This window comes from Citrobacter sp. CK185 (genome assembly GCF_030333565.1).
GTDB lineage: Bacteria > Pseudomonadota > Gammaproteobacteria > Enterobacterales > Enterobacteriaceae > Citrobacter_B > Citrobacter_B koseri.
This window is the reverse complement of record NZ_JAOWFR010000001.1, coordinates 198,957-225,385: the sequence shown is the minus strand read 5'-3', so window position 1 is coordinate 225,385 and position 26,429 is coordinate 198,957. Positions and strand designations below refer to the sequence as shown.

Here is a 26,429-nt window from a genome sequence, read left to right as displayed (position 1 = left end):
ACAGAAAAAAGCCCGCACCTGAACAGTGCGGGCTTTTTTTTCGACCAAAGGTAACGAGGTAACAACCATGCGAGTGTTGAAGTTCGGCGGTACATCAGTGGCAAATGCAGAGCGCTTTCTGCGTGTTGCCGATATTCTGGAAAGCAATGCCAGGCAGGGGCAGGTAGCGACTGTTCTCTCTGCCCCCGCCAAAATTACTAACCATCTGGTGGCGATGATTGAAAAGACCATCAGCGGTCAGGATGCTTTACCGAATATCAGCGATGCCGAACGTATTTTTTCCGAACTTCTTACGGGTCTTGCAGCCGCTCAGCCGGGGTTCCCGCTGGCGCAGTTGAAAGTTTTCGTTGAGCAAGAATTTGCGCAAATCAAACATATCCTGCACGGAATCAGCCTGCTGGGCCAGTGCCCGGATAGCATCAATGCTGCGCTGATCTGCCGTGGCGAGAAGATGTCGATCGCGATCATGGCTGGCCTGCTGGAAGCGCGCGGTCATGGCGTGACGGTTATCGATCCGGTCGAAAAATTGTTGGCGGTCGGGCATTACCTCGAATCGACCGTTGATATCGCCGAATCTACGCGCCGTATCGCGGCGGGCCGCATTCCGGCTGACCACATGGTGCTGATGGCAGGTTTCACCGCCGGTAACGAAAAAGGCGAGCTGGTCGTGCTGGGCCGCAACGGTTCTGATTATTCCGCTGCGGTGTTGGCTGCCTGCTTACGCGCCGACTGTTGTGAGATCTGGACTGACGTCGACGGCGTGTATACCTGCGATCCGCGCCAGGTGCCGGACGCCAGGTTGCTGAAGTCGATGTCCTATCAGGAGGCGATGGAGCTTTCTTACTTCGGCGCCAAAGTCCTTCATCCTCGTACCATCACCCCCATTGCCCAGTTCCAAATCCCATGCCTGATTAAAAACACCGGAAACCCGCAAGCTCCTGGTACGCTGATCGGCGCCAGCGTGGATGAAGACGAACTGCCGGTGAAAGGGATCTCGAACCTGAACAATATGGCGATGTTCAGCGTTTCCGGCCCTGGAATGAAAGGGATGATCGGGATGGCGGCGCGCGTCTTCGCGGCAATGTCCCGCGCGGGGATCTCCGTGGTGCTGATCACGCAATCCTCTTCTGAATACAGCATCAGTTTTTGCGTACCGCAGGGCGACTGCGCGCGGGCCCAGCGTGCAATGCAGGATGAGTTCTACCTGGAACTGAAAGAAGGGTTGCTGGAGCCGCTGGCGGTGACTGAACGTCTGGCGATCATCTCGGTGGTTGGCGACGGTATGCGCACGCTGCGCGGCATCTCGGCGAAGTTCTTTGCGGCGCTGGCGCGCGCGAATATCAATATTGTCGCGATTGCGCAGGGCTCGTCCGAACGATCGATTTCGGTGGTCGTGAATAACGATGATGTCACAACGGGCGTGCGTGTTACCCACCAGATGCTGTTCAATACCGATCAGGTGATTGAAGTGTTCGTTATCGGCGTTGGCGGCGTTGGCGGCGCGTTACTTGAGCAGCTTAAACGCCAGCAGTCCTGGCTGAAAAACAAGCATATCGACCTGCGCGTCTGCGGCGTGGCGAATTCGAAAGCGCTGTTGACCAATGTGCATGGCCTGAACCTGGATAACTGGCAGGCGGAACTGGCGGAAGCGAAAGAACCGTTTAATTTAGGGCGCTTAATTCGCCTGGTGAAAGAGTATCACCTGCTTAACCCGGTCATTGTTGACTGTACCTCCAGCCAGGCGGTGGCGGATCAATACGCCGACTTCCTGCGTGAAGGCTTCCATGTGGTAACGCCGAACAAAAAAGCCAACACGTCGTCGATGGATTACTACCATCAACTGCGTTTTGCCGCGGCGAAATCCCGACGTAAGTTCCTGTACGACACCAACGTAGGTGCGGGCTTGCCGGTTATCGAGAACCTGCAAAACCTGCTGAACGCAGGTGACGAACTGCAACACTTCTCCGGCATCCTGTCTGGATCGCTCTCTTTTATTTTCGGCAAGCTGGATGAAGGCATGAGCCTTTCGGCCGCGACCACGATGGCGCGCGAGTTGGGCTATACCGAACCCGATCCGCGTGACGATCTTTCCGGGATGGATGTGGCGCGCAAATTGCTGATCCTCGCTCGTGAAACGGGACGTGAGCTGGAACTGTCCGATATCGTGATTGAGCCGGTGCTACCGGAAGGTTTCGACGATTCCGGCGATGTCGCCACGTTTATGACCAATCTGTCGCAGCTTGACGACGCGTTTGCCGCCCGCGTGGCGAAAGCCCGTGATGAAGGCAAAGTATTGCGCTATGTTGGCAACATTGAAGACGACGGCGTGTGTCGCGTGAAGATCGCCGAGGTTGACGGCAACGATCCGCTGTTTAAAGTGAAAAACGGGGAGAACGCGCTGGCGTTTTACAGTCACTATTATCAACCGCTGCCGCTGGTTCTGCGCGGTTACGGTGCGGGGAACGATGTGACGGCGGCGGGGGTTTTTGCCGATCTGCTGCGCACCCTTTCATGGAAGTTAGGAGTCTAAAATGGTGAAAGTCTATGCTCCGGCTTCCAGTGCCAATATGAGCGTCGGATTTGATGTGCTTGGGGCGGCCGTCACGCCGGTTGATGGCTCACTGCTGGGCGATGTGGTCTCGGTGGATGCGGCAGAAAGCTTCACGCTGAATAATTTAGGGCGTTTTGCCGACAAGCTGCCGTCAGCGCCGCGTGAAAATATCGTTTATCAGTGCTGGGAGCGTTTTTGCCAGGAGTTGGGTAAACAGATTCCGGTGGCGATGACGCTGGAAAAGAACATGCCGATTGGTTCCGGGTTAGGGTCCAGCGCCTGTTCCGTGGTCGCCGCGCTGATGGCGATGAATGAGTTCTGTGGCAAACCGCTGAACGACATGCGTCTGCTGGCGATCATGGGGGAACTGGAAGGGCGTATCTCTGGCAGCATTCATTACGATAACGTCGCGCCGTGCTTTCTCGGCGGCATGCAGTTGATGATCGAAGAAAACGGCATTATCAGCCAGCAGGTGCCAGGATTTGATGAGTGGCTGTGGGTACTGGCCTATCCGGGGATTAACGTTTCGACGGCTGAAGCGCGGGCGATTTTACCCGCGCAGTATCGCCGTCAGGACTGTATCGCCCACGGGCGGCATCTGGCCGGGTTTATTCATGCCTGCTATTCCCGTCAGCCGCAGCTTGCTGCAAAGCTGATGAAGGATGTGATTGCCGAACCGTACCGCGCTCGTCTGCTGCCGGGCTTCAGCCAGGCGCGTCAGGCGGTGGCGGAAATTGGCGCGCTGGCCAGCGGTATTTCCGGGTCCGGGCCGACGCTTTTCGCGCTCTGTGATAAGCCGGATACGGCGCAGCGTGTAGCAGACTGGCTGGGTAAAAATTACCTGCAAAATCAGGAAGGCTTTGTTCATATTTGTCAGCTGGATACGGCGGGCGCACGAGTACTGGGATAAACAATGAAACTCTACAATCTGAAAGATCATAATGAGCAGGTCAGCTTTGCGCAGGCCGTTACGCAAGGGCTTGGCAAGAATCAGGGGCTCTTTTTCCCGCACGACCTGCCGGAATTTAGCCTGACTGAAGTTGATGAGATGCTGAATCAGGACTTTGTGAGTCGTAGCGCAAAGATCCTTTCCGCGTTTATCGGGGATGAGATCCCGCAGGAAATCTTAGAAGAGCGCGTTCGCAAGGCATTCGCTTTTCCGGCGCCGGTGCGTCAGGTGGAAGGCGATGTCGGGTGCCTGGAGTTGTTCCACGGCCCGACGCTGGCCTTTAAGGATTTTGGCGGTCGCTTTATGGCGCAAATGCTGACGCACATCAGCGGCGACAAACCGGTGACTATCCTGACGGCGACCTCTGGCGATACCGGCGCGGCAGTTGCTCACGCATTCTATGGCCTGAAAAATGTACGCGTCGTGATCCTCTACCCACGTGGCAAGATCAGCCCGTTGCAGGAAAAACTGTTCTGTACGCTGGGCGGCAACATCGAAACGGTTGCGATTGACGGTGATTTCGATGCCTGCCAGGCGCTGGTAAAACAGGCGTTTGATGATGAAGAACTGAAGGCGGTGCTGGGGCTGAATTCGGCGAACTCCATCAACATCAGCCGTCTGCTGGCGCAGATTTGCTATTACTTTGAAGCGGTCGCTCAACTGCCGCAGGACGCGCGTAATCAGTTAGTGATTTCCGTGCCCAGCGGTAACTTTGGCGACCTGACGGCGGGGCTGCTGGCGAAGTCGCTCGGCCTGCCGGTGAAACGCTTTATCGCCGCCACTAACGTCAACGATACGGTGCCGCGCTTCCTGAAAGAGGGGCAGTGGTCGCCGAAAGCGACGCAGGCTACCTTGTCGAACGCGATGGATGTCAGCCAGCCCAATAACTGGCCGCGCGTGGAAGAGCTGTTCCGCCGTAAAATCTGGCGTCTGACGGAGCTGGGCTACGCTGCGGTTGACGATGAGACGACGCAGGAGACCATGCGCGAACTGAAAGCGGCAGGTTATACCTCTGAACCGCACGCTGCCGTGGCGTACCGCGCGCTGCGTGATCAGCTGCATCCGGGGGAGTATGGCTTGTTCCTCGGGACTGCGCATCCGGCGAAATTCAAAGAGAGTGTGGAGGCGATTCTTGGTGAAACATTGGATCTGCCAAAAGAGCTGGCGGATCGTGCCGATCTGCCGCTGCTCTCGCATAATCTGCCTGCCGATTTTGCCGAATTGCGTAAGCTGATGATGACACGCGGCTAACGGTTGTGCCCGGTGGCGCTTCGGGGCTATTGTAGCTATTGTAGGCCGGATAAGGCGTTAGCCGCCATCCGGCTTTTTTATGGAGAAAATAAGGAGAAATTTAGCAGGTAAAAAGGAGTAATTCTCAATAAATGCGGTAACTTAGAGATTAGGATTGCAGAGAATAACAACCCGCGTTCTCATCAAGTAATCTCCTTTCATCGACCCAAATCGGGCAATGGTAAAAAGGAGTACCTCATGAACAAGTTGAAACCCGTGCTTCTTGCACTTTCCATGATGCTGGTGGCTCCCCTCGCAGCACAGGCTGCCGAAATTACTCTCGTACCGGCAGTTAAACTTCAGATTGGCGATCGCGATAACCACGGTAATTACTGGGATGGCGGTCACTGGCGCGACCACGGCTGGTGGCAGAAGCATTATGAGTGGCGAGAAAACCGCTGGCAGCCGCATGGACCACGTCCGCAACCGCATCATAATAAGCATGACGAGCATCGTCATGATGATCGCCGCGACGACCACCGCCATTAAGTACGCAAGCCTGATAAGCATAGCGCTATCAGGCAATTATGCGGTTTTAGCGCCGGATAGCGACAAAAGGCGTCTTATCCGGCCTGCGCTTCAGGGCATCAGTTTTGCTCGTGGCGTTTAAACACCAGCTCGCCTTTTCCTGACGCTTGCTCATCATAGAAATAGCCTTCGCTGTTAAATGCGGTGAGCTGTTCCGGCTTCGTCAGCCGGTTTTCAATGATGTAACGGCTCATCAGGCCGCGCGCTTTTTTGGCGTAGAAGCTGATAACTTTGAATTTGCCGTTTTTCTCGTCAAGGAACACGGGCTTGATAACCTCCGCATTCAGCTGCTTCGGCTTCACGGATTTATAATATTCATCCGAGGCCAGGTTGATGACGATTTTATCGCCTTGCGCAGCCAGCGCTTCGTTCAGCTTATCGGTAATCACATCGCCCCAGAACTGATAAAGGTCTTTCCCTTTGGCGTTCTCAAGGCGAATGCCCATCTCCAGACGGTAAGGCTGCATCAGATCCAGCGGACGCAGGACGCCGTACAACCCGGAAAGCATACGCAAATGCTGCTGCGCGAAATCAAAATCGGCTTCGCTGAACGTTTCCGCCTGTAGTCCGGTATAGACGTCGCCTTTAAACGCCAGAATCGCCTGGCGGGCGTTTTCAGGGGAGAAGTCAGGCTGCCAGTCATGAAAACGGGTGGCATTCAGATCGGCCAGTTTGTCGCTAATGCCCATTAGCTTGCCAATCTGCGGCGCCGAGAGCTTGCGCGCCTCGCGGATCAACTGCTGGGAGTAATCCAGCAGTTCAGGCCGCGTATAGCGCGTCGTGGCCAGCGGGCTTTGGTAATCGAGCGTTTTTGCAGGTGAAATCAGAATCAGCATATCCAGTCCTTGCAGGAAATTTACTGCGACTTTAGCAAAAAAACCGACCGATTTGATCGATGGTTGTGATTGCCGCGCTAGTGACGCGGCAACTCATCCCATGTATCCGGCGCCAGTTGCTGCTCAATTTCAGGGTAGCGGAACGGGTCGAACACGGGTTGTACGCCGAGCTTACGCTGTCGCAGATAGTCGCTGGCGATCGTATGTACCACCGGCGAGAGCAGCAGAATCGCCGTCAGGTTGGTGATGGCCATACAGGCCATAATAATGTCGGCCAACTGCCAGACGAGCGGAAAGCTGAGTAACGTGCCCGCCACGACCATCCCGACGGTGATAATACGCAGCGCCCAGCGCATTCGCAGACTGTCCAGACGCAGAAAAATCAGGTTATTTTCGGCGTAAACGTAGTTGGCGACAATCGAGCTGAAGGCGAACAACACCACAATAAACGCGACAAGGCTTGCGCCCCATTCGCCGGTTAGTGAAATCATTGCCTGTTGCACCAGCTGGATGCCTTCCGTTGGCATATGCGAGGCGCCATTGCCTGCCAGCAGAATAATCATTGCGCTGGCGGTGCAGATAATAATGGTATCGGTAAAGACGCCGATCATCTGCACAATTCCCTGCGCGGCAGGGTGCGGCGGCCAGGATGAGGCGGCGGCCGCAATGTTAGGCGCAGAACCCATTCCCGCTTCGTTGGAGAACATGCCGCGCTGGAAACCGCTGGTAATCGCCTGGCTGAGCGTATATCCGGCCGCCCCGGCAGTGGCTTCCTGCCAGCCGAATGCGCTTTTCACAATCGATGCGATAATGTCGGGCAACTGTTCAATGTGCCAGAGGCAAATCACTAAACCGGTGAGCGTCCACAGAAGGGCCATTGCAGGGACGAACCATTGCATGAGTTTTGCGACATCTTTAATGCCGCGAACGATGACAAAAAAGGCCGCCAGCGCCAGCACGATACCGGAGATAATAGGCGGTATGTCAAAGGCAAAAGCGAGCGCCCGCGAGACGGAGTTCGCCTGTACGCTATTAAAAATCAGACCATACGCAATGAGTAAGAAAATCGCGAAGAGAACGCCCATCCAGCGCATACCCAGACCACGCGCCATATACCATGCCGGGCCGCCGCGATACTGTCCTGTGCTGTCGCGCTCTTTGTAGAGCTGGGCCAGAGAACATTCGGCAAACGAGGTCGCCATGCCGATAAGCGCAGATACCCACATCCAGAATACGGCGCCGGGCCCGCCAGCGGCGATAGCCAACGCAACGCCTGCCAGGTTGCCGCTGCCAATACGCGCGGCAAGGCTGGTACACAGCGCCTGAAATGATGTAAGCCCGCCCGGCTGGGGATGTATGCTGTTTTTAAGACTTTTGCCAAACTGGCGGATATAGCGAAACTGAACGAATCCGGTACGGTAAGTAAACCAAAAACCTGCGCCAAGCAGGAGGTAGATCATTACCGATCCCCAGAGTATTTCATTAATAAAGGCGAAGAAATCAGGCATTAACATCCCTCTTGTTGATGCCGGTACGCTTTTGGGTTCCAGTGTAAGCGTTACCAATTCACGAACAGTATAGACCCTGTCAGGCTATTGAATGGGGGGAGTCTACCATACTATATGGCAATATCCTTTAATTGCGCGCAGCCCTGGCGAGGGGCTGAAAAGGGGGCAAACAAAGAGGGGTATGGGATAACCGCATTGTCTGCGGTTGCGCTGTGAGTGCGTCGTGTTATCATCAAGGCAGACCGGTTACATCCCCCTAACAAGCTGTTTAAAGAGAAACACTATCATGACGGACAAATTGACCTCCCTTCGTCAGTTCACCACCGTGGTGGCCGACACCGGAGACATCGCGGCAATGAAGCTGTACCAGCCGCAGGATGCCACAACCAACCCTTCTCTCATTCTTAACGCAGCACAGATCCCGGAATACCGTAAGCTGATTGACGATGCCGTTGCCTGGGCGAAACAGCAGAGCAGCGATCGCGCGCAGCAGATTGTTGACGCGGCCGACAAGCTGGCGGTGAACATTGGTCTGGAGATCCTGAAACTGGTTCCGGGCCGTATTTCCACCGAAGTTGACGCTCGTCTGTCTTACGACACCGACGCGTCTATCGCTAAAGCAAAACGCATCATCAAGCTCTACAACGACGCGGGCATCAGCAACGATCGCATCCTGATCAAACTGGCGTCTACCTGGCAGGGGATTCGTGCTGCTGAACAACTGGAAAAGGAAGGTATCAACTGTAACCTGACTCTGCTGTTCTCCTTCGCGCAGGCGCGTGCTTGTGCGGAAGCGGGCGTATACCTGATCTCTCCGTTCGTGGGCCGTATTCTTGACTGGTACAAAGCCAATACCGACAAGAAAGAGTACGCTCCGGCAGAAGATCCGGGCGTGGTTTCCGTTACGGAAATCTACGAATACTACAAACAGCACGGTTATGAGACAGTGGTGATGGGCGCGAGCTTCCGCAACGTCGGCGAAATTCTGGAGCTGGCGGGTTGCGATCGTCTGACCATCGCTCCGGCGCTGCTGAAAGAGCTGGCAGAAAGCGAAGGCGCTATCGAACGTAAACTGTCCTTCTCTGGCGAAGTGAAAGCGCGTCCAGAACGCATCACCGAGTCTGAGTTCCTGTGGCAGCACAACCAGGACCCGATGGCGGTAGACAAACTGGCGGACGGTATCCGTAAGTTTGCTATTGACCAGGAAAAACTGGAAAAAATGATCGGCGATCTGCTGTAATCATTCGGCGTGACCAGACAGGTTTCTGGTCACGCTACCTCTTCTGAAACCTGTCTGTCCTTCCCTTTGCAGTGTATCATTCTGTTTAACGAGACTGTTTAGACGGAATAATCATGAACACCTTACGTATTGGTTTAGTTTCCATTTCTGACCGCGCGTCCAGCGGCGTATACCAGGATAAAGGCATTCCTGCTCTTGAAGAGTGGCTGGCCTCCGCGCTGACCACCCCTTTTGACGTGCAAACCCGACTGATCCCGGATGAGCAGGCGATCATTGAGCAAACGCTGTGTGAGCTGGTGGATGAAATGAGCTGTCACCTGGTACTGACGACGGGAGGTACGGGGCCAGCGCGTCGTGATGTCACGCCTGACGCGACTCTGGCCGTCGCCGACAGAGAAATGCCCGGCTTTGGCGAGCAGATGCGCCAGATCAGCCTGCACTTTGTTCCTACGGCGATCCTTTCCCGCCAGGTTGGCGTGATCCGTAAGCAGGCGCTGATCCTGAACTTACCGGGGCAGCCAAAATCCATCAAAGAGACCCTGGAAGGGGTGAAAGATGCCGAGGGTAAGGTTGTCGTGCCGGGAATTTTCGCAAGCGTACCGTATTGTGTACAGTTGCTTGAAGGGCCTTATGTGGAAACCGCAGCGGAAGTGGTAGCATCTTTCCGCCCGAAAAATGCCAGACGCGACATAAACGCCTGAAGTTGGCCTTTCTGTGACATAAATTACGCAGGTGGTGGAGTATTGAATTGTTTACGATATAGTAATTTTTGATTTACACATATCGATAAGCGCCCTCAATAACTCCACTGACTCATGGTTTGCTATGTCACGACACACACGACCTCTGAATCGCCAGGATTATAAGACTCTTTCACTTGCCGCTCTCGGCGGCGCGCTCGAGTTTTACGACTTCATCATCTTTGTTTTCTTCGCAGCGGTTGTGGGCGAACTATTTTTCCCCGCCGATATTCCTGAATGGCTTCGTCAGGTTCAGACGTTTGGGATCTTCGCCGCCGGTTATCTGGCGCGCCCGCTGGGCGGCATTATCATGGCGCACTTTGGCGATCTGGTAGGGCGCAAGAAGATGTTCACCTTGAGTATTCTATTGATGGCTGTTCCAACGCTGGCGATTGGCCTGCTGCCGACTTACGCCTCAATGGGCATCCTTGCGCCGTTGTTATTGCTGCTGATGCGTATTTTGCAAGGCGCAGCGATTGGCGGCGAAGTGCCGGGAGCGTGGGTGTTTGTGGCTGAACATGTGCCGGAGCGCCGTATCGGCATCGCCTGCGGCACGCTGACTGCGGGACTGACGGTCGGTATCCTGCTTGGCTCTGTCGTGGCGACGCTGGTGAATACCAGTATGACCCAGCAGGCGGTGCATGATTATGGCTGGCGTATTCCCTTCCTGCTCGGCGGCGTATTTGGTCTGATTGCGATGTATTTACGTCGTTGGTTGCAGGAAACGCCCATCTTCCTTGAAATGCAGCAGCGCAAAACGCTCGCGCAGGAATTGCCCGTCAAAGCGGTAGTGGTGAAACATAAAAAAGCGGTGGCGATTTCGATGCTGCTGACCTGGTTGTTATCGGCCGGCATTGTCGTCGTGATTTTGATGTCGCCGGTCTGGTTGCAAAAGCAGTACGGGTTTGCGCCCGCGTTAACTTTACAGGCAAATAGCGTGGCGACCATTATGCTGTGCGTGGGATGCCTGCTGGCAGGGTTCATTGTCGATCGGGTTGGCGCCAGCAAAACCTTTATTGTAGGCAGTTTTCTGCTGGCCTGCTCAAGCTGGATCTTCTATCACCTGTCTGGCGCGCATCCCGAGCAGTTGTTTTTATTATACGGGCTGGTGGGGCTGTGTGTTGGTGTTGTTGGCGCGGTGCCGTACGTAATGGTGCGAGCCTTCCCGGCGGAAGTGCGTTTCACCGGCATCTCTTTTTCTTACAACGTCTCGTATGCCATTTTTGGCGGCCTGACGCCAATTGCGGTCACCATGTTGATGGGCGTGTCGCCAATGGCGCCGGCCTGGTATGTGCTGGCGTTGTCACTGGTGGGGCTGGGGTTGGGCATCTGGTTGCGACAGGATATTTATTATCGCGATGCGGATGTGCAGGCAGAATTACAACAGCTGTAAAAATTATCCCCCCGGTCGGGGGGATAACGGAAGATTAGTGCGCTTCACCGATTGGCAGGATGGTGCGGCCAAACTGTTCGTTCAGCACTTCGCCCATCGCCAGGTAAATGGCGCTGGCGCCACACACTAAGCCAATCCAACCCGCAACGTGGATTACCGCTTCGTTACCCGCGATGTTGCCGAAGGCCAGCAGGGCGAACAGTACGGTCAGGCTCAGGAAGACAAACTGTAGCGCGCGAGCGGCTTTCAGCGTGCCAAAGAACATGAACAGTGTGAACACGCCCCACAGCCCCAGGTAGGCGCCCAGGAACTGCGCGTTCGGCGCTTCTGTCAGACCCATTTTCGGCATTAACAGGATCGCGACCAGCGTCAGCCAGAAAGAACCGTAAGAGGTAAATGCGGTTAAGCCGAAGGTGTTGCCTTTTTTATATTCCAGCAGGCCAGCAAAAATTTGCGCGATACCGCCGTAGAAAATGCCCATCGCCAGAATAATGCCGTCTAAAGCGAAGAAACCCGCGTTGTGCAGGTTAAGCAGAATGGTGGTCATGCCGAAGCCCATCAGGCCCAGCGGAGCCGGGTTAGCCAACTTAGTGTTGCCCATAATTCCTCAAAATCATCATTAATCGAATGGTGAAATAGTTTCCCCGAACAACCGATACCGTATTCGGGGCGCAGCATGATAATCAGGGGAATAGAGGCTGTCTATGATCTAATAGGGGGAAAATGAAATATTTCCCCTTGTGATGACGATCACGGAAGAAAAAGGCTTAACCGTCGCGCTGGCAGAGGTGTTTTCCATATGCCCGGTGAAGAAAATTATCGTTTTTCGCAAAAAAAATTTTTCATGCCCCCCTTGATGACGTGGGTTACGACCCCATCTTGTAGTCAACCGCAGTGAGTGAGTCTGAAAAAAAACGATTCAGGGTAGTTGAAACCGCACGTTTCGCCCTTATTACAGATTCACAACCACATGATGACCGAATTTTTAGTGGAGACGTTTAGATGGGTAAAATTATTGGTATCGACCTGGGTACTACCAACTCTTGTGTAGCGATTATGGATGGCACAACTGCACGTGTGCTGGAGAACGCCGAGGGCGATCGCACCACGCCTTCTATCATTGCTTATACCCAGGATGGTGAAACTCTGGTTGGTCAGCCGGCTAAACGTCAGGCAGTGACAAACCCGCAAAACACCCTGTTTGCGATTAAACGCCTGATTGGCCGCCGCTTCCAGGACGAAGAAGTTCAGCGTGACGTTTCCATCATGCCGTACAAAATCATCGGCGCCGATAACGGCGACGCATGGCTTGATGTGAAAGGTCAGAAAATGGCACCGCCGCAGATCTCTGCTGAAGTGCTGAAAAAAATGAAGAAAACCGCAGAAGATTACCTGGGCGAACCGGTAACTGAAGCTGTTATCACCGTACCTGCTTACTTCAACGATGCTCAGCGTCAGGCAACGAAAGATGCCGGTCGTATCGCAGGTCTGGAAGTAAAACGTATCATCAACGAACCGACCGCCGCCGCGCTGGCTTATGGTCTGGATAAAGAAGTCGGCAACCGTACTATCGCGGTTTACGACCTCGGTGGTGGTACTTTCGATATCTCTATTATCGAAATCGATGAAGTTGACGGCGAAAAAACCTTCGAAGTTCTGGCAACCAACGGTGATACTCACCTGGGTGGTGAAGACTTCGACAGCCGTATGATCAACTACCTGGTTGAAGAATTTAAGAAAGATCAGGGCATTGACCTGCGTAACGACCCGCTGGCGATGCAGCGTCTGAAAGAAGCGGCAGAAAAAGCGAAAATCGAGCTTTCTTCCGCACAGCAGACCGACGTGAACCTGCCGTACATCACCGCAGATGCTACCGGTCCGAAACACATGAACATCAAAGTGACTCGCGCGAAACTGGAAAGCCTGGTCGAAGACCTTGTGAACCGTTCCATCGAGCCGCTGAAAGTCGCGTTGCAGGATGCTGGCCTGTCCGTATCTGATATCAACGACGTTATCCTCGTTGGTGGTCAGACGCGTATGCCGATGGTGCAGAAAAAAGTGGCGGAGTTCTTTGGTAAAGAACCGCGTAAAGACGTTAACCCGGACGAAGCTGTTGCTATCGGCGCAGCGGTGCAGGGCGGCGTACTGACCGGTGATGTGAAAGACGTTCTGCTGCTGGACGTTACCCCGCTGTCTCTGGGTATCGAAACCATGGGCGGCGTAATGACGGCGCTGATCAGCAAAAACACCACTATCCCGACCAAGCACAGCCAGGTGTTCTCTACCGCTGAAGACAACCAGTCTGCGGTAACCATCCATGTGTTGCAGGGTGAGCGTAAACGCGCGTCTGATAACAAATCTCTGGGTCAGTTCAACCTGGATGGCATCAACCCGGCGCCGCGCGGTATGCCGCAGATCGAAGTCACCTTTGATATCGATGCTGACGGTATCCTGCACGTTTCCGCGAAAGACAAAAACAGCGGTAAAGAGCAGAAGATCACCATCAAGGCTTCTTCTGGTCTGAACGAGGACGAAATTCAGAAAATGGTTCGCGATGCTGAAGCGAACGCAGAATCTGACCGTAAGTTCGAAGAGCTGGTTCAGACGCGCAACCAGGGCGACCATCTGCTGCACAGCACGCGTAAGCAGGTTGAAGAAGCGGGCGATCAGCTGCCAGCAGACGACAAAACGGCTATCGAGTCTGCACTGAGCGCGCTGGAAACGGCGCTGAAAGGCGAAGACAAAGCGGCTATCGAAGCGAAAATGCAGGAACTGGCGCAGGCTTCCCAGAAACTGATGGAAATCGCTCAGCAGCAGCATGCACAGCAGCAGGCTGGCGGCGCTGACGCTTCTGCAAACAACGCGAAAGATGACGATGTTGTCGACGCTGAGTTTGAAGAAGTGAAAGACAAAAAATAATCGCCCTTTGAACGGGTAAAATACTGGCACGGGCGAAGAGGGTTCCTCTCCGCCCGTGCACGCATGTTAGGGGCAGATAAAAACAAGATGGCTAAGCAAGACTATTACGAGATTTTAGGCGTTTCCAAAACAGCGGAAGAGCGTGAAATCAAAAAGGCGTACAAGCGCCTGGCCATGAAATATCACCCGGACCGTAACCAGGGTGATAAAGAGGCCGAGGCCAAGTTCAAAGAGATCAAGGAAGCCTACGAAGTTCTGACCGATGCGCAAAAACGTGCGGCATACGATCAGTACGGGCACGCCGCGTTTGAACAGGGCGGTGGTGGATTTGGCGGCGGCTTCGGCGGCGGCGCTGACTTCAGCGATATCTTTGGTGACGTTTTCGGCGATATCTTTGGCGGCGGACGTGGTCGTCAGCGCGCAGCGCGTGGTGCTGATTTACGTTACAACATGGATCTCACCCTGGAAGAAGCCGTACGTGGCGTGACCAAAGAGATCCGTATTCCGACTCTGGAAGAGTGCGACGTTTGCCACGGCAGCGGTGCGAAAGCAGGCACTCAGCCGCAGACCTGTCCAACCTGTCATGGTTCCGGCCAGGTGCAGATGCGTCAGGGCTTCTTCGCCGTGCAGCAAACCTGCCCGCACTGTCAGGGGCGCGGTACGCTGATTAAAGATCCGTGCAACAAATGCCACGGTCATGGCCGCGTAGAGAAAACCAAAACCCTGTCGGTTAAAATCCCGGCGGGTGTGGACACAGGCGATCGTATTCGTCTCTCCGGCGAAGGTGAAGCGGGCGAGCATGGCGCGCCAGCGGGCGATCTGTACGTTCAGGTGCAGGTGAAGCAGCACCCGATCTTCGAGCGTGAAGGCAACAACCTGTATTGCGAAGTGCCGATTAACTTTGCAATGGCAGCGCTGGGTGGTGAGATTGAAGTCCCGACGCTGGATGGCCGTGTGAAGTTGAAAGTGCCGCACGAAACGCAAACCGGCAAGCTGTTCCGTATGCGCGGAAGAGGCGTGAAATCCGTACGCGGCGGCGCGCAGGGCGATCTGCTGTGCCGTGTTGTGGTCGAAACGCCGGTAGGTCTGAACGAGAAGCAGAAGCAGTTGCTGAAAGATCTGCAAGAAAGCTTCGGCGGCCCGACAGGCGAGAAAAACAGCCCGCGTTCGAAGAGTTTCTTCGATGGCGTGAAGAAGTTCTTTGACGATTTGACGCGTTAATCACTGTTGTCACATTGCATAAAAAGCCCGGGATTGCACAATCCCGGGCTTTTTTTGTTTGTCGGCGGCGATTATTTTATTTCGTAAAAACCGAATGTTTCACCATAAATAATCTAATTTTAACGATAGATCATGCGAGGTAAGATAGACGCCACGAGGTTTGATTATATTGAGAGAATAAAAAGTGAAACACCTGCATCGTTTTTTTAGCAGTGATGCCTCCGGGGGCATCATTCTCATTATCGCTGCCGTGCTGGCTATGCTGATGGCGAACAGCGGATTCACCAGCGGGTGGTATCACGCCTTTCTGGAGACGCCCGTTCAGCTGCGGGTTGGGGCGCTTGAGATCAACAAAAATATGCTGCTGTGGATCAACGACGCGCTAATGGCGGTATTTTTCCTGCTGATTGGTCTGGAGGTCAAGCGCGAGCTTATGCAGGGCTCGCTTGCCAGTTTACGTCAGGCGGCGTTTCCGGTGATTGCCGCCATTGGCGGCATGATTGTTCCGGCGCTGCTCTATCTGGCTTTTAACTATTCCGACCCGATTACGCGCGAAGGCTGGGCGATCCCGGCGGCAACGGATATTGCTTTTGCGCTGGGCGTATTGGCCTTGCTGGGCAGCAGGGTGCCACTGGCGTTGAAGATATTCCTGATGGCGCTGGCTATTATTGACGACCTGGGCGCGATTGTGATCATTGCGCTGTTCTATACCAGCGATCTTTCGATGGTCTCGCTGGGGGTGGCGGCATTTGCGATTGTGCTTCTGGCCGTGCTGAACCTGTGTGATGTCAGACGAACAGGGGTTTATATCCTGGTCGGCGTGGTGCTGTGGACTGCCGTATTGAAATCTGGCGTCCATGCCACTCTTGCCGGGGTGATCGTCGGTTTCTTTATCCCATTGAAGGAGAAGCATGGTCGTTCTCCGGCGAAGCGTCTGGAACATGTGCTGCACCCGTGGGTGGCGTATCTGATTCTGCCGCTGTTCGCCTTCGCCAATGCGGGTGTCTCGCTACAGGGGGTAACGCTTGACGGGCTGACCTCAATACTCCCGCTGGGAATCATTGCCGGGTTGCTGATCGGTAAACCGCTGGGGATTAGCCTGTTTTGCTGGCTGGCGCTGCGTCTCAAACTGGCGAAGCTGCCGGAAGGAACACGTTTTCAGCAAATAATGGCGGTCGGTATTCTGTGCGGGATCGGTTTTACAATGTCGATTTTTATCGCCAGTCTGGCGTTCGGTAGTGTAGATCCGGCACTGATTAACTGGGCGAAGCTGGGGATTTTGATTGGTTCTCTGCTTTCGGCAGTGATCGGCTATAGCTGGTTACGTACACGTTTAAGCCCGGTGGTCTGAGTGGGGACAGAGGGTTGGGGGGGCTGATGTGGCCCCCCCTTGCGACACAGATCAGGGAGAGGAGTGAGCATGTCTCATATTAACTACAACCATCTTTATTATTTTTGGCATGTGTATAAAGAAGGTTCCGTTGTCGGGGCGGCAGAAGCGCTTTACCTGACGCCGCAAACCATCACCGGTCAGATCAAAGCCCTTGAGGAGCGCTTGCAGGGAAAATTATTCAAGCGTAAAGGGCGTGGGCTGGAGCCCAGTGAATTAGGGGAACTGGTGTTTCGCTATGCGGACAAAATGTTTACCTTAAGCCAGGAAATGCTGGATATCGTTAACTACCGCAAAGAGTCTAACCTGCTGTTTGATGTCGGCGTGGCGGATGCGTTGTCAAAACGTCTGGTCAGCAATGTGCTGGACGCGGCCGTGGTTGACGACGAACAAATTCATTTGCGCTGTTTTGAATCCACCCATGAGATGCTGCTTGAGCAGCTTAGCCAGCATAAGCTGGATATGATTATCTCGGATTGCCCAATCGACTCTACCCAGCAGGAAGGGCTGTTTTCGGTGAAGATAGGTGAATGCAGCGTGAGCTTCTGGTGTACGAAACCGCTGCCTGCAAAACCCTTCCCGGCGTGTCTGGAAGAGCGTCGGCTGCTGATCCCTGGCCGTCGCTCTATGCTCGGTCGCAAATTATTAAACTGGTTTAATTCGCAGGGCTTAAACGTCGAAATCCTCGGCGAGTTTGATGATGCGGCGCTGATGAAAGCGTTTGGCGCTACCCACAATGCGATTTTCGTCGCGCCGACGCTCTATGCGCATGACTTTTACGCCGATGAGTCGATCGTTGAGATTGGCCGTGTGGAAAACGTCATGGAAGAGTACCACGCCATTTTTGCCGAGAGGATGATTCAGCACCCGGCCGTACAGCGTATTTGTCACGCGGATTACTCGGCGCTATTTAGCCACAAAGGGTAAGTGCTACAGGCCGGATAAGGCGTTTGCCCGCCATCCGGCAGACATAAAAAAACCCGCTTGCGCGGGCTTTTTTACAAAGCTGATAACAAGCGGACGATTAAGCCAGTTTGTTGATCTGTGCAGTCAGGTTTGCTTTATGACGTGCAGCTTTGTTTTTGTGGATCAGACCTTTAGCAGCCTGACGGTCCACGATCGGTTGCATTTCGTTAAATGCTTTCAGTGCAGCAGCTTTGTCGCCAGCTTCGATAGCTGCGTATACTTTCTTGATGAAAGTACGCATCATAGAGCGACGGCTTGCGTTGTGCTTACGAGCCTTTTCAGACTGAACGGCGCGCTTCTTAGCTGATTTGATATTAGCCAAGGTCCAACTCCCAAATGTGTTCTATATGGACAATTCAAAGGCCGAGGAATATGCCCTTTTAGCCTTCTTTTGTCAATGGATTTGTGCAAATAAGCGCCGTTAATATGGCGGCACTCGTTACGTAGTGATGGCGCAGGATTCTACCAGCTTGCGGGTCGTGAATACAGCTTTTCCACGATAAAAATTACATTGAATGGGCAGTTTCTTGTTCTGATTTGCCCCATAACAATGAAAACAATCTTCTTTATGTTTCACAGGGGCAATCGTCGGTTAACCTTGACCGCTGTACAAGGTATACTCTGACGATTTTCACTGTTTTGAGCCAGACATGAAGCTGATACGCGGCATACATAATCTCAGTCAGGCCCCGCATGGGTGTGTGCTGACTATTGGTAATTTCGACGGTGTGCATCGTGGCCATCGTGCATTGCTGCAGGGCTTGCGGGAAGAAGGGCGCAAGCGGGGTTTACCGGTGATGGTAATGATTTTCGAACCGCAGCCGCTGGAACTCTTCGCTACGGAAAAGGCCCCTGCGCGCCTGACCCGCCTGCGGGAAAAACTGCGTTACCTGGCGGAATGCGGCGTGGACTACGTGCTGTGCGTACGCTTCGATCGCCGCTTTGCCGCCCTGACCGCACAAAACTTTATCAGCGATCTGCTGGTGAAGCGTCTCGGCGTGCGGTTCCTCGCTGTCGGTGATGATTTCCGTTTTGGCGCTGGTCGCGAAGGCGATTTCTTGTTATTACAGAAAGCCGGAGCGGAGTACGGTTTTGACATCACCAACACGCAGACCTTTTGCGAAGGTGGCGTACGCATCAGCAGTACGGCCGTGCGTCAGGCGCTGGCGGAGGACAACCTGCCGCTGGCTGAAAGTTTGCTGGGGCATCCGTTTACCATCTCCGGGCGTGTCGTCCACGGCGATGAGTTAGGGCGCACCATTGGTTTCCCGACGGCGAATTTACCGCTGCGTCGTCAGGTCTCCCCGGTAAAAGGGGTTTATGCGGTGGAAGTGATGGGGCTGGGTGATAAACCCATGCCTGGCGTTGCCAATATCGGCACGCGTCCGACAGTGGCAGGCGTACGCCAACAGTTAGAAGTGCATCTGCTGGACGTTGTAATGGACCTCTATGGTCGCCATATAGATGTAATACTGCGTAAAAAAATACGCAACGAACAGCGATTCGCATCGCTGGATGAACTAAAAGCGCAGATTGCGCGTGATGAGTTAACTGCCCGCGATTTTTTTGGGCTATCAAAACCGGCTTAATGCCTATACGAGTTTTAAATACGGAACCGAGAATCTGATGAGTGACTATAAATCAACCCTGAATTTGCCGGAAACAGGGTTCCCGATGCGCGGCGATCTCGCCAAGCGTGAACCGGGAATGCTGGCGCGTTGGACCGATGATGACCTGTACGGCATCATTCGTGCGGCCAAAAAAGGCAAAAAAACCTTCATTCTGCATGATGGCCCTCCTTATGCGAATGGCAGCATTCATATTGGTCACTCGGTTAACAAGATTCTGAAAGACATTATCGTGAAGTCCAAAGGACTCGCGGGATTTGACTCGCCTTACGTTCCGGGCTGGGACTGCCACGGCCTGCCGATCGAGCTGAAAGTCGAGCAGGAATACGGTAAGCCGGGCGAAAAATTCACGGCTGCGGAATTCCGTGCGAAGTGTCGCGAATACGCCGCCACCCAGGTTGACGGCCAGCGTAAAGACTTCATCCGTCTGGGCGTGCTGGGCGACTGGTCGCATCCGTATTTGACGATGGACTTCAAAACTGAAGCCAACATCATTCGCGCGCTGGGTAAAATCATCGGCAACGGCCATCTGCATAAAGGCGCGAAGCCGGTGCACTGGTGCGTGGACTGCCGTTCCGCGCTGGCGGAAGCGGAAGTTGAATATTATGACAAAACATCTCCGTCTATCGACGTGGCGTTCCACGCCGCTGACCAGGATGCGGTGAAAGCGACGTTTGGCGTTTCCAGCGTCAATGGCCCGATCTCGCTGGTTATCTGGACCACCACCCCGTGGACGTTACCTGCGAACCGCGCGATCTCTCTGGCGCCGGATTTTGATTATGCGCTGGTACAAATTGATGGCCAGGCGCTGATTCTGGCGAAAGACCTGGTGGAAAGCGTGATGCAGCGCCTTGGCGCGGCTGACTATACCATCCTCGGCACCGTAAAAGGCGCGGAGCTGGAGCTGTTGCGCTTTACCCATCCGTTTATGGACTTCGACGTTCCGGCTATCCTCGGCGATCACGTCACGCTGGATGCCGGTACGGGGGCGGTGCATACCGCGCCTGGTCATGGCCCGGACGACTATGTCATCGGTCAAAAATACGGTCTGGAAACCGCTAACCCGGTCGGACCGGACGGCGCTTACCTGCCAGGCACGTATCCGACGCTCGATGGCGTGAACGTTTTCAAAGCGAACGACATCGTCGTTGCGCTGCTGCGTGAAAAAGGCGCGCTGCTGCACGTTGAGAAGCTGCAACACAGCTATCCGTGCTGCTGGCGTCACAAAACGCCGATCATCTTCCGTGCGACGCCGCAGTGGTTCGTCAGCATGGATCAGAAAGGCCTGCGCGAGCAGTCGCTGAAAGAGATCAAAGGCGTACAGTGGATCCCGGACTGGGGTCAGGCACGTATTGAATCAATGGTTGCGAACCGTCCTGACTGGTGTATTTCTCGTCAGCGTACCTGGGGCGTGCCGATGTCTCTGTTCGTACATAAAGACACCGAAGAGCTGCACCCGCGCGCCATCGAACTGATGGAAGAAGTGGCGAAGCGCGTTGAAGTGGACGGCATTCAGGCATGGTGGGATCTCGATCCGAAAGAGATCCTCGGCGACGACGCTGACCAGTACGTAAAAGTGCCGGATACGCTGGACGTCTGGTTTGACTCCGGTTCGACACACGCTTCTGTGGTCGATGTGCGTCCTGAGTTTGCCGGTCATGCGGCGGATATGTATCTGGAAGGTTCCGACCAGCATCGCGGCTGGTTCATGTCCTCCCTGATGATCTCCACTGCGATGAAGGGCAAAGCGCCGTACCGTCAGGTACTGACCCACGGCTTCACCGTGGATGGTCAGGGCCGCAAAATGTCCAAATCCATCGGTAACACCGTTTCTCCGCAGGATGTGATGAACAAACTGGGCGCGGATATTCTGCGTCTGTGGGTGGCGTCTACCGACTACACCGGCGAAATGGCCGTTTCCGACGAGATCCTGAAACGCGCTGCCGACAGCTATCGTCGTATCCGTAACACCGCGCGCTTCCTGCTGGCGAACCTGAACGGGTTTGATCCGGTAAAAGATATGGTGAAACCGGAAGAGATGGTGGTGCTGGATCGCTGGGCGGTGGGCTGCGCGAAAGCGGCGCAGGACGATATCCTGAAAGCCTACGAAGCCTATGATTTCCACGAAGTGGTACAGCGTCTGATGCGCTTCTGCTCCGTTGAGATGGGCTCGTTCTATCTCGACATCATCAAAGACCGCCAGTACACCGCGAAAGCCGACAGCGTGGCGCGTCGTAGTTGCCAGAGCGCGCTGTACCATATCGCAGAAGCGCTGGTGCGCTGGATGGCGCCGATCATGTCCTTCACCGCAGATGAAATCTGGGGTTATCTGCCCGGCGATCGTGAGAAGTACGTCTTTACCGGTGAGTGGTATGAAGGTCTGTTTGGCTTAGGCGAAACCGAAGCGATGAATGACGCTTACTGGGACGAGCTGCTGAAAGTGCGTGGCGAAGTGAACAAGGTTATCGAGCAGGCGCGTGCGGATAAGAAAGTCGGTGGTTCTCTCGAAGCGGCTGTCACCCTGTACGCTGAACCGGAACTGGCGGCGAAGCTGACTGCACTGGGCGATGAATTACGATTTGTCCTGTTGACCTCTGGCGCGAAAGTCGCTGACTATGCGGAGGCTTCTGCTGATGCGCAGCAGAGCGAACTGCTCAAAGGGCTGAAAGTCGCGTTGAGTAAAGCCGAAGGTGAGAAGTGCCCACGCTGCTGGCACTACACCACGGATGTCGGCAAGGTAGCGGAACACGCAGAGATCTGCGGCCGCTGTGTCAGCAACATCGCCGGTGATGGCGAAAAACGTAAGTTTGCCTGATGAGTAAGCCTCTTTGTTCAACAGGACTGCGCTGGCTGTGGCTGGTGGTAGTCGTGCTGATTATCGATTTAGGCAGCAAGTACCTGATCCTCCAGAACTTTGCTCTGGGGGATACGGTGTCGCTGTTCCCGTCGCTTAATCTGCATTATGCGCGTAACTATGGCGCGGCGTTTAGCTTCTTAGCCGACAGCGGCGGCTGGCAGCGCTGGTTCTTTGCCGGTATCGCCATCGGTATTTGCGTTATCCTGATGGTGATGATGTATCGCTCGAAGGCGACGCAAAAGCTGAACAACATCGCTTATGCGTTAATCATTGGCGGTGCGCTGGGCAACCTGTTCGACCGTCTGTGGCATGGCTTTGTTGTCGATATGATCGACTTCTATGTCGGCGACTGGCATTTCGCCACCTTTAACCTGGCCGATAGCGCGATTTGTATCGGTGCGGCGTTGATTGTGCTGGAGGGTTTCCTGCCGAAAAAGCAGGCGTAATAAAATGCCGGATGGCGGCGTAAGCGCCTTATCCGGCCTACAAAATAGCGCGATTCTTGTAGGCCCGGTAAGCGTAAGCGCCACCGGGCAAACAGGTGACCCAAAACAAGTGAGCAAACCTGCATGTCTAAATCAGTACAGAGTAACAGTGCGGTGCTGGTGCACTTCACCTTAAAGCTTGACGATGGCTCTACCGCTGAGTCAACGCGTAACAATGGTAAGCCAGCGCTATTCCGCCTGGGTGACGGCTCCCTGTCTGAAGGGCTGGAGCAGCATCTTCTGGGACTGAAAGACGGCGACAAAACCACGTTTTCTCTGGAGCCGGATGCCGCGTTTGGCGTACCGAGCCCGGACCTGGTTCAATACTTCTCTCGCCGCGAGTTTATGGACGCGGGCGAGCCTGAAGTGGGGGCAATTATGCTCTTTACCGCAATGGACGGCAGTGAGATGCCTGGCGTGATCCGCGAAATTAACGGTGACTCGATTACCGTCGATTTCAACCATCCGCTGGCCGGGCATACCGTTCATTTTGATATTGAAGTGCTGGAAATCGATCCGGCACTGGAGGCGTAAAATGCAGATCCTGTTGGCCAACCCGCGCGGCTTTTGCGCAGGTGTAGACCGCGCTATCAGCATTGTAGAAAACGCGCTGGCTATTTACGGCGCGCCAATTTATGTCCGTCACGAAGTGGTGCACAACCGCTACGTGGTGGATAGCCTGCGTGAGCGCGGGGCGATTTTCATCGAGCAGATCAGTGAAGTGCCGGACGGCGCGATCCTGATTTTCTCCGCACACGGGGTTTCCCAGGCGGTACGTAACGAGGCGAAAAGCCGCGATCTCACCGTTTTTGACGCCACCTGTCCGCTGGTAACAAAAGTGCATATGGAAGTGGCGCGCGCCAGTCGTCGCGGCGAAGAGTCAATCCTGATCGGTCATGCCGGGCACCCGGAAGTGGAAGGGACGATGGGGCAGTACAGCAACCCGGAAGGGGGTATGTATCTGGTTGAGTCGCCGGACGACGTTCTGTCGCTTGATGTCAAAAACGAAGGCAAACTCTCCTTTATGACCCAGACGACGCTCTCCGTCGACGACACGTCTGATGTGATTGACGCGCTGCGTCAACGCTTCCCGAAAATTGTCGGGCCGCGTAAAGATGACATTTGCTACGCTACGACGAACCGCCAGGAAGCGGTGCGTGCGCTGGCGGAACAGGCCGATGTTGTGCTGGTGGTCGGTTCGAAAAACTCCTCCAACTCCAACCGTCTGGCTGAACTGGCGCAGCGTATGGGGAAAGCGGCGTTTCTGATCGACGATGCCACCGACATCCAGGAAGCCTGGGTGAAAGAGGCGAAGTGCGTTGGTGTGACCGCTGGCGCTTCCGCACCGGATATTCTGGTGCAGAACGTGATCGCTCGCCTGCAAGAGCTTGGCGGCGGCGAAGCCATTCCGCTGGAAGGCCGCGAAGAGAACATCGTTTTCGAAGTGCCGAAAGAACTGCGTGTGGATGTTCGTGAAGTAGAGTAATTACGCTTTGACGCCGGTCCGCTATCCGACCGGCATCTTTTATGCCATTACGTTTCGCTCAGGCGATACATCCTGCGCGGATGCCCTGGCTTGCCATACAGCATTTCGACGCGAAGAAAACCCGTCTCGACACCGTGTTCAACATAGCGGCGTGCCGTGGTTTTACTTAACCCCGTTCCGGCAACCACATCGTCAACGGAGAAGCTGCGCGTGCTGTTTTCTGTAAAAAGCTTCTGCACCAGCGCCAGCGTGATTTCTTCAATCCCCTTACTGCTATTCTCCTGACGGTAATTCTTCGCCTGTAACAGGTAGAGTGAATCGACGTTTTGCTGATCGACAATTTTCCATACCCGCTGCTGTTCGGCAAACTGGACAAAACGTTCCAGCGACTGGCTGAGCCGTTTCCACGAGATTGGCTTCAGAATATAGTCAAACGCGCCGTTGCGAATCGCCAGGCTACAGGTATCCATATCACTGGCGGCAGTAATAAAGATCACTGAGCAATTCGTGTTCATGACTAACGGATCGCTGATGAGCGTAATACCCTTACCATCCGGTAGATAGTTGTCCAGCAGCAGTAGCTGAGGCCGCAGCTGGTTGAGTTTTTGCCGGGCATCGGCAAGCGTGGAGGCAATGCCTGCCAGTCGGAGTCTCGGATGTTTGTCGATCAGTTCAGCGTGCAGCTGCGCCAGTTCGTTCTCGTCCTCAACGATCAGGACATCGATAAGTTCAGGTTGCATAATCGGTACCTTCCAGTTCCTGTACGGGACTGCGGGAAATTCCCGTAGCGGGAATAAACAACGTAAATATGGCGCCGCGCGGCGAATTATCAGCGACTTCTATCACCCCTCCCGCCTGAGTGACATAACTTTCAATCAGATACAATCCAATGCCATGATCGCCCCGGGTTTTCGTGGTGACGCCACGTTCGAAAATATGCTCGCGAATCTCCGGTTTAATACCGACTCCCTGATCGGCCACTTCGATAATCAACTCATGCTCGTTGAGTCTGATCAGCACGTCCACTGGCGCATGCGGTAATGGCGATCGCTGCGTTGCTTCGATCGCGTTATCGAGTAAATTGCCCAGGATCGAAATCAGTTCTGATTCCGCAAGTGGCGGAAAAGGCCTATCCATCCGGCAACTGGGATCGAAATTCAGTTCCACCCCTTTTTCACCCGCTCTTGCCGCTTTACCTAACAGCAGGCCGCACAACGTCGGTGAACTGAAGCGCGATGAGATAAAGTCCAGCAGCTCCTGGGCATGTTCCGACTGGGCCTGGATATAATCAATGGCTTCATTGTAACGACCCATATGCAGTAAACCAGAAAGGGTCGTCATGCAATTGAGCTGCTCGTGGCGCATGATGCGCAGATTATCTACGTAACGTTTTACCTGGCTTAGCTGAGCGCTCAAACTGTCTATTTCATTGCGATCGCGGAAGGTTATCACCCATCCCTGAAGCGAGTTCTCCAGCATGATGCGCACCCGGCTGGCGATAACCGTCAATTCATTGAAACGGCAGATTTCATCATGAGTGTCATTCTTCAGCATCACCTCTTTAAGGAAGAAGGGGGATGGCGTAATCACTTCGGTAATGTGTTGGCCGCGTATCGCCTGCGCAGGCTGGCCTAAACCCAGCAGCTCGCGGGCAGCCTGATTGATCACCTCAATGTGCAAATTATTATCAATGGCGATTACCCCTTCATAAATCGATTCCATCATTGCTTTTTGCTGACGAACCAGCAGGCCTATCTCTCGCGGCTCCAGTGAAAAAATCTGTTTTTTAATACTGCGGGTGAAGAACCAGGAAAAGACAAAAAGGGATATCAGCAGCAGGATGGCGGCAACCAGGATACTGACGGCTTTATTCACCGTAATGGTGTTGAGGTAACTGGTGAGGTATCCAACGGAGACGATACCAATAACCTCGCCCTGATCGTCAACAATGGGCGCTTTACTGCGCAGGGAGATGCCCAGGCCGCCACGGCGAATTGTCGTGGTGCTCTTTCCGTGAAGCACTTCAGTGTTATCGTCGCCAACCAGCTTTTTTCCTACTCTGTCGGCATAAACCGAATGAAACAGATGGATGCCTTCTTTATCTCCGATAACAATAAAACTGGCGTCGCTATGCGCGGCTATTTTTTGCATAAATTGATGAATCGCCGTGGTATCTCTTTCCACGACTTCTTTTCGCAAATTCGGAATAAGCGCAATTTCTTCCGCCTGTATTTTCGCCCTGGCTCCCATCTCTTGATAAAGCTGCTTTTCTACGTGCATATAATAGTATCCACCCAGTAAGGCAAATAATATGGAGAAAAAAGCAATCAGCGATATAAACAGTTTGATCTGAAATGAAACTTTCATAATGTTCAGGCATCGTCATCAGAGATACGTCACTGTATCATCTTTTGGCCTGAATGAAGCGATTTTGCCAGAAAC

At 54.1% G+C, this 26,429-nt stretch carries 23 protein-coding genes and 1 other annotated feature (1 of these 24 only partly in view); of the genes, 17 read left to right on the top strand and 6 right to left on the bottom strand.

All coding sequences use genetic code 11. The features are described 5' to 3' along the window. Window positions 1–42: a sequence feature (Thr leader region), on the top strand (it extends 79 nt beyond the left edge of the window). A 25-nt stretch (window positions 43–67) separates the two neighbouring features. The 4 genes from thrA to OGV79_RS00960 all read left to right on the top strand — a co-directional run bounded on the left by thrA (window position 68) and on the right by OGV79_RS00960 (window position 5,279). After that, on the top strand, window positions 68–2,530 hold the full coding sequence (thrA, locus tag OGV79_RS00975) for a bifunctional aspartate kinase/homoserine dehydrogenase I (RefSeq protein ID WP_112001209.1): 2,463 nt from the start codon (window positions 68–70) through the stop codon (window positions 2,528–2,530). Window position 2,531: 1 nt separating this feature from the next. Then, window positions 2,532–3,461 (top strand): homoserine kinase, encoded by a 930-nt coding sequence (thrB, locus tag OGV79_RS00970; RefSeq protein ID WP_275155241.1) that lies wholly within the window; start codon window positions 2,532–2,534, stop codon window positions 3,459–3,461. Window positions 3,462–3,464: 3 nt separating this feature from the next. Beyond that, window positions 3,465–4,751, top strand: a complete 1,287-nt coding sequence (gene thrC / locus OGV79_RS00965; RefSeq protein WP_219936028.1) for a threonine synthase — start codon at window positions 3,465–3,467, stop codon at window positions 4,749–4,751. A 237-nt stretch (window positions 4,752–4,988) separates the two neighbouring features. Further along, window positions 4,989–5,279 carry a DUF2502 domain-containing protein gene (locus OGV79_RS00960; protein ID WP_012134167.1) on the top strand — a complete coding sequence of 97 codons (291 nt, stop codon included), beginning with the start codon at window positions 4,989–4,991 and terminating at the stop codon, window positions 5,277–5,279. Window positions 5,280–5,377: 98 nt separating this feature from the next. Here OGV79_RS00960 and yaaA read toward each other — a convergent pair whose 3' ends face one another. Both yaaA and OGV79_RS00950 read right to left on the bottom strand, forming a co-directional pair. Further along, window positions 5,378–6,154 (bottom strand): peroxide stress protein YaaA, encoded by a 777-nt coding sequence (yaaA, locus tag OGV79_RS00955; protein WP_047459033.1) that lies wholly within the window; start codon window positions 6,152–6,154, stop codon window positions 5,378–5,380. A gap of 77 nt (window positions 6,155–6,231) precedes the next feature. Beyond that, on the bottom strand, window positions 6,232–7,662 hold the full coding sequence (locus tag OGV79_RS00950) for an alanine/glycine:cation symporter family protein (RefSeq protein ID WP_275147751.1): 1,431 nt from the start codon (window positions 7,660–7,662) through the stop codon (window positions 6,232–6,234). A 286-nt stretch (window positions 7,663–7,948) separates the two neighbouring features. Between OGV79_RS00950 and tal the strand changes: the two genes are divergently transcribed. From tal to OGV79_RS00935, 3 genes are all read left to right on the top strand, one after another. Further along, on the top strand, window positions 7,949–8,902 hold the full coding sequence (gene tal, locus OGV79_RS00945) for a transaldolase (protein ID WP_012134163.1): 954 nt from the start codon (window positions 7,949–7,951) through the stop codon (window positions 8,900–8,902). 113 nt (window positions 8,903–9,015) lie between these two features. Further along, window positions 9,016–9,603: a molybdopterin adenylyltransferase gene (gene mog / locus OGV79_RS00940; protein WP_012134162.1), complete on the top strand. Its 588-nt coding sequence runs from the start codon at window positions 9,016–9,018 to the stop codon at window positions 9,601–9,603. A 124-nt stretch (window positions 9,604–9,727) separates the two neighbouring features. Beyond that, entirely contained in the window at window positions 9,728–11,035 is a 1,308-nt protein-coding gene (locus OGV79_RS00935) for an MFS transporter (protein WP_199976484.1), read from the top strand. Window positions 11,036–11,069: 34 nt separating this feature from the next. On the opposite strand, the gene satP is transcribed toward OGV79_RS00935, so the two are convergent. After that, a complete protein-coding gene (gene satP, locus OGV79_RS00930; RefSeq protein WP_012134160.1) occupies window positions 11,070–11,636 on the bottom strand; it encodes an acetate uptake transporter in 567 nt (188 codons plus the stop codon). Between the two features lie 401 nt (window positions 11,637–12,037). On the opposite strand from satP, the gene dnaK reads away from it, so the two are divergent. The 4 genes from dnaK (at window position 12,038) to nhaR (ending at window position 17,492) form a co-directional block, all read left to right on the top strand. Then, window positions 12,038–13,954, top strand: coding sequence for a molecular chaperone DnaK (dnaK, locus tag OGV79_RS00925; protein ID WP_012134158.1), 1,917 nt, complete (start codon window positions 12,038–12,040; stop codon window positions 13,952–13,954). Window positions 13,955–14,041: 87 nt separating this feature from the next. Continuing rightward, the gene (dnaJ, locus tag OGV79_RS00920; RefSeq protein ID WP_047463780.1) at window positions 14,042–15,175 is read left to right on the top strand and encodes a molecular chaperone DnaJ; all 1,134 of its coding nucleotides are present in this window, start codon (window positions 14,042–14,044) and stop codon (window positions 15,173–15,175) included. Window positions 15,176–15,359: 184 nt separating this feature from the next. Then, complete coding sequence (nhaA, locus tag OGV79_RS00915; RefSeq protein ID WP_012134155.1) at window positions 15,360–16,526, top strand: Na+/H+ antiporter NhaA; 1,167 nt, start codon at window positions 15,360–15,362, stop codon at window positions 16,524–16,526. A gap of 69 nt (window positions 16,527–16,595) precedes the next feature. Next, entirely contained in the window at window positions 16,596–17,492 is an 897-nt protein-coding gene (nhaR, locus tag OGV79_RS00910) for a transcriptional activator NhaR (protein WP_012134154.1), read from the top strand. A gap of 97 nt (window positions 17,493–17,589) precedes the next feature. Here the strand turns inward: nhaR and rpsT are convergent, their stop codons facing one another. After that, window positions 17,590–17,853 carry a 30S ribosomal protein S20 gene (gene rpsT / locus OGV79_RS00905; RefSeq protein ID WP_001518655.1) on the bottom strand — a complete coding sequence of 88 codons (264 nt, stop codon included), beginning with the start codon at window positions 17,851–17,853 and terminating at the stop codon, window positions 17,590–17,592. A 102-nt stretch (window positions 17,854–17,955) separates the two neighbouring features. Here rpsT and OGV79_RS00900 point away from each other — a divergent pair, with 102 nt between their 5' ends. The 6 genes from OGV79_RS00900 to ispH all read left to right on the top strand — a co-directional run bounded on the left by OGV79_RS00900 (window position 17,956) and on the right by ispH (window position 23,987). Further along, entirely contained in the window at window positions 17,956–18,156 is a 201-nt protein-coding gene (locus tag OGV79_RS00900) for a DUF2575 family protein (RefSeq protein WP_049008862.1), read from the top strand. Between the two features lie 25 nt (window positions 18,157–18,181). Further along, window positions 18,182–19,120 carry a bifunctional riboflavin kinase/FAD synthetase gene (ribF, locus tag OGV79_RS00895; protein ID WP_012134153.1) on the top strand — a complete coding sequence of 313 codons (939 nt, stop codon included), beginning with the start codon at window positions 18,182–18,184 and terminating at the stop codon, window positions 19,118–19,120. A gap of 37 nt (window positions 19,121–19,157) precedes the next feature. Further along, complete coding sequence (gene ileS, locus OGV79_RS00890) at window positions 19,158–21,974, top strand: isoleucine--tRNA ligase (protein WP_114847976.1); 2,817 nt, start codon at window positions 19,158–19,160, stop codon at window positions 21,972–21,974. Continuing rightward, window positions 21,974–22,462 carry a signal peptidase II gene (lspA, locus tag OGV79_RS00885; RefSeq protein WP_047459022.1) on the top strand — a complete coding sequence of 163 codons (489 nt, stop codon included), beginning with the start codon at window positions 21,974–21,976 and terminating at the stop codon, window positions 22,460–22,462. Before ileS ends, lspA begins: the two co-directional genes overlap by 1 nt. 123 nt (window positions 22,463–22,585) lie before the next feature. Next, window positions 22,586–23,035, top strand: coding sequence for an FKBP-type peptidyl-prolyl cis-trans isomerase (gene fkpB, locus OGV79_RS00880; protein WP_012134150.1), 450 nt, complete (start codon window positions 22,586–22,588; stop codon window positions 23,033–23,035). A gap of 1 nt (window position 23,036) precedes the next feature. After that, entirely contained in the window at window positions 23,037–23,987 is a 951-nt protein-coding gene (gene ispH, locus OGV79_RS00875; protein WP_012134149.1) for a 4-hydroxy-3-methylbut-2-enyl diphosphate reductase, read from the top strand. 47 nt (window positions 23,988–24,034) lie between these two features. On the opposite strand, the gene OGV79_RS00870 is transcribed toward ispH, so the two are convergent. Both OGV79_RS00870 and OGV79_RS00865 read right to left on the bottom strand, forming a co-directional pair. After that, window positions 24,035–24,727 (bottom strand): response regulator, encoded by a 693-nt coding sequence (locus OGV79_RS00870; RefSeq protein ID WP_012134148.1) that lies wholly within the window; start codon window positions 24,725–24,727, stop codon window positions 24,035–24,037. Beyond that, complete coding sequence (locus tag OGV79_RS00865; protein WP_012134147.1) at window positions 24,717–26,354, bottom strand: ATP-binding protein; 1,638 nt, start codon at window positions 26,352–26,354, stop codon at window positions 24,717–24,719. The genes OGV79_RS00870 and OGV79_RS00865 overlap by 11 nt, the downstream gene beginning before the upstream one ends. Window positions 26,355–26,429 lie beyond the last annotated feature (75 nt).

Coding starts and splice junctions, on each gene's coding strand:
- dnaJ (WP_047463780.1), top strand. CDS start 14,042: ATGGCTAAGCAAGACTATTACGAGATTTTAGGCGTTTCCAAAACAGCG.
- ileS (WP_114847976.1), top strand. CDS start 19,158: ATGAGTGACTATAAATCAACCCTGAATTTGCCGGAAACAGGGTTCCCG.
- thrC (WP_219936028.1), top strand. CDS start 3,465: ATGAAACTCTACAATCTGAAAGATCATAATGAGCAGGTCAGCTTTGCG.
- satP (WP_012134160.1), bottom strand. CDS start 11,636: ATGGGCAACACTAAGTTGGCTAACCCGGCTCCGCTGGGCCTGATGGGC.
- thrA (WP_112001209.1), top strand. CDS start 68: ATGCGAGTGTTGAAGTTCGGCGGTACATCAGTGGCAAATGCAGAGCGC.
- OGV79_RS00935 (WP_199976484.1), top strand. CDS start 9,728: ATGTCACGACACACACGACCTCTGAATCGCCAGGATTATAAGACTCTT.
- mog (WP_012134162.1), top strand. CDS start 9,016: ATGAACACCTTACGTATTGGTTTAGTTTCCATTTCTGACCGCGCGTCC.
- OGV79_RS00865 (WP_012134147.1), bottom strand. CDS start 26,354: ATGAAAGTTTCATTTCAGATCAAACTGTTTATATCGCTGATTGCTTTT.
- OGV79_RS00870 (WP_012134148.1), bottom strand. CDS start 24,727: ATGCAACCTGAACTTATCGATGTCCTGATCGTTGAGGACGAGAACGAA.
- tal (WP_012134163.1), top strand. CDS start 7,949: ATGACGGACAAATTGACCTCCCTTCGTCAGTTCACCACCGTGGTGGCC.
- thrB (WP_275155241.1), top strand. CDS start 2,532: ATGGTGAAAGTCTATGCTCCGGCTTCCAGTGCCAATATGAGCGTCGGA.
- lspA (WP_047459022.1), top strand. CDS start 21,974: ATGAGTAAGCCTCTTTGTTCAACAGGACTGCGCTGGCTGTGGCTGGTG.
- OGV79_RS00950 (WP_275147751.1), bottom strand. CDS start 7,662: ATGCCTGATTTCTTCGCCTTTATTAATGAAATACTCTGGGGATCGGTA.
- ribF (WP_012134153.1), top strand. CDS start 18,182: ATGAAGCTGATACGCGGCATACATAATCTCAGTCAGGCCCCGCATGGG.
- fkpB (WP_012134150.1), top strand. CDS start 22,586: ATGTCTAAATCAGTACAGAGTAACAGTGCGGTGCTGGTGCACTTCACC.
- yaaA (WP_047459033.1), bottom strand. CDS start 6,154: ATGCTGATTCTGATTTCACCTGCAAAAACGCTCGATTACCAAAGCCCG.
- nhaR (WP_012134154.1), top strand. CDS start 16,596: ATGTCTCATATTAACTACAACCATCTTTATTATTTTTGGCATGTGTAT.
- dnaK (WP_012134158.1), top strand. CDS start 12,038: ATGGGTAAAATTATTGGTATCGACCTGGGTACTACCAACTCTTGTGTA.
- OGV79_RS00960 (WP_012134167.1), top strand. CDS start 4,989: ATGAACAAGTTGAAACCCGTGCTTCTTGCACTTTCCATGATGCTGGTG.
- ispH (WP_012134149.1), top strand. CDS start 23,037: ATGCAGATCCTGTTGGCCAACCCGCGCGGCTTTTGCGCAGGTGTAGAC.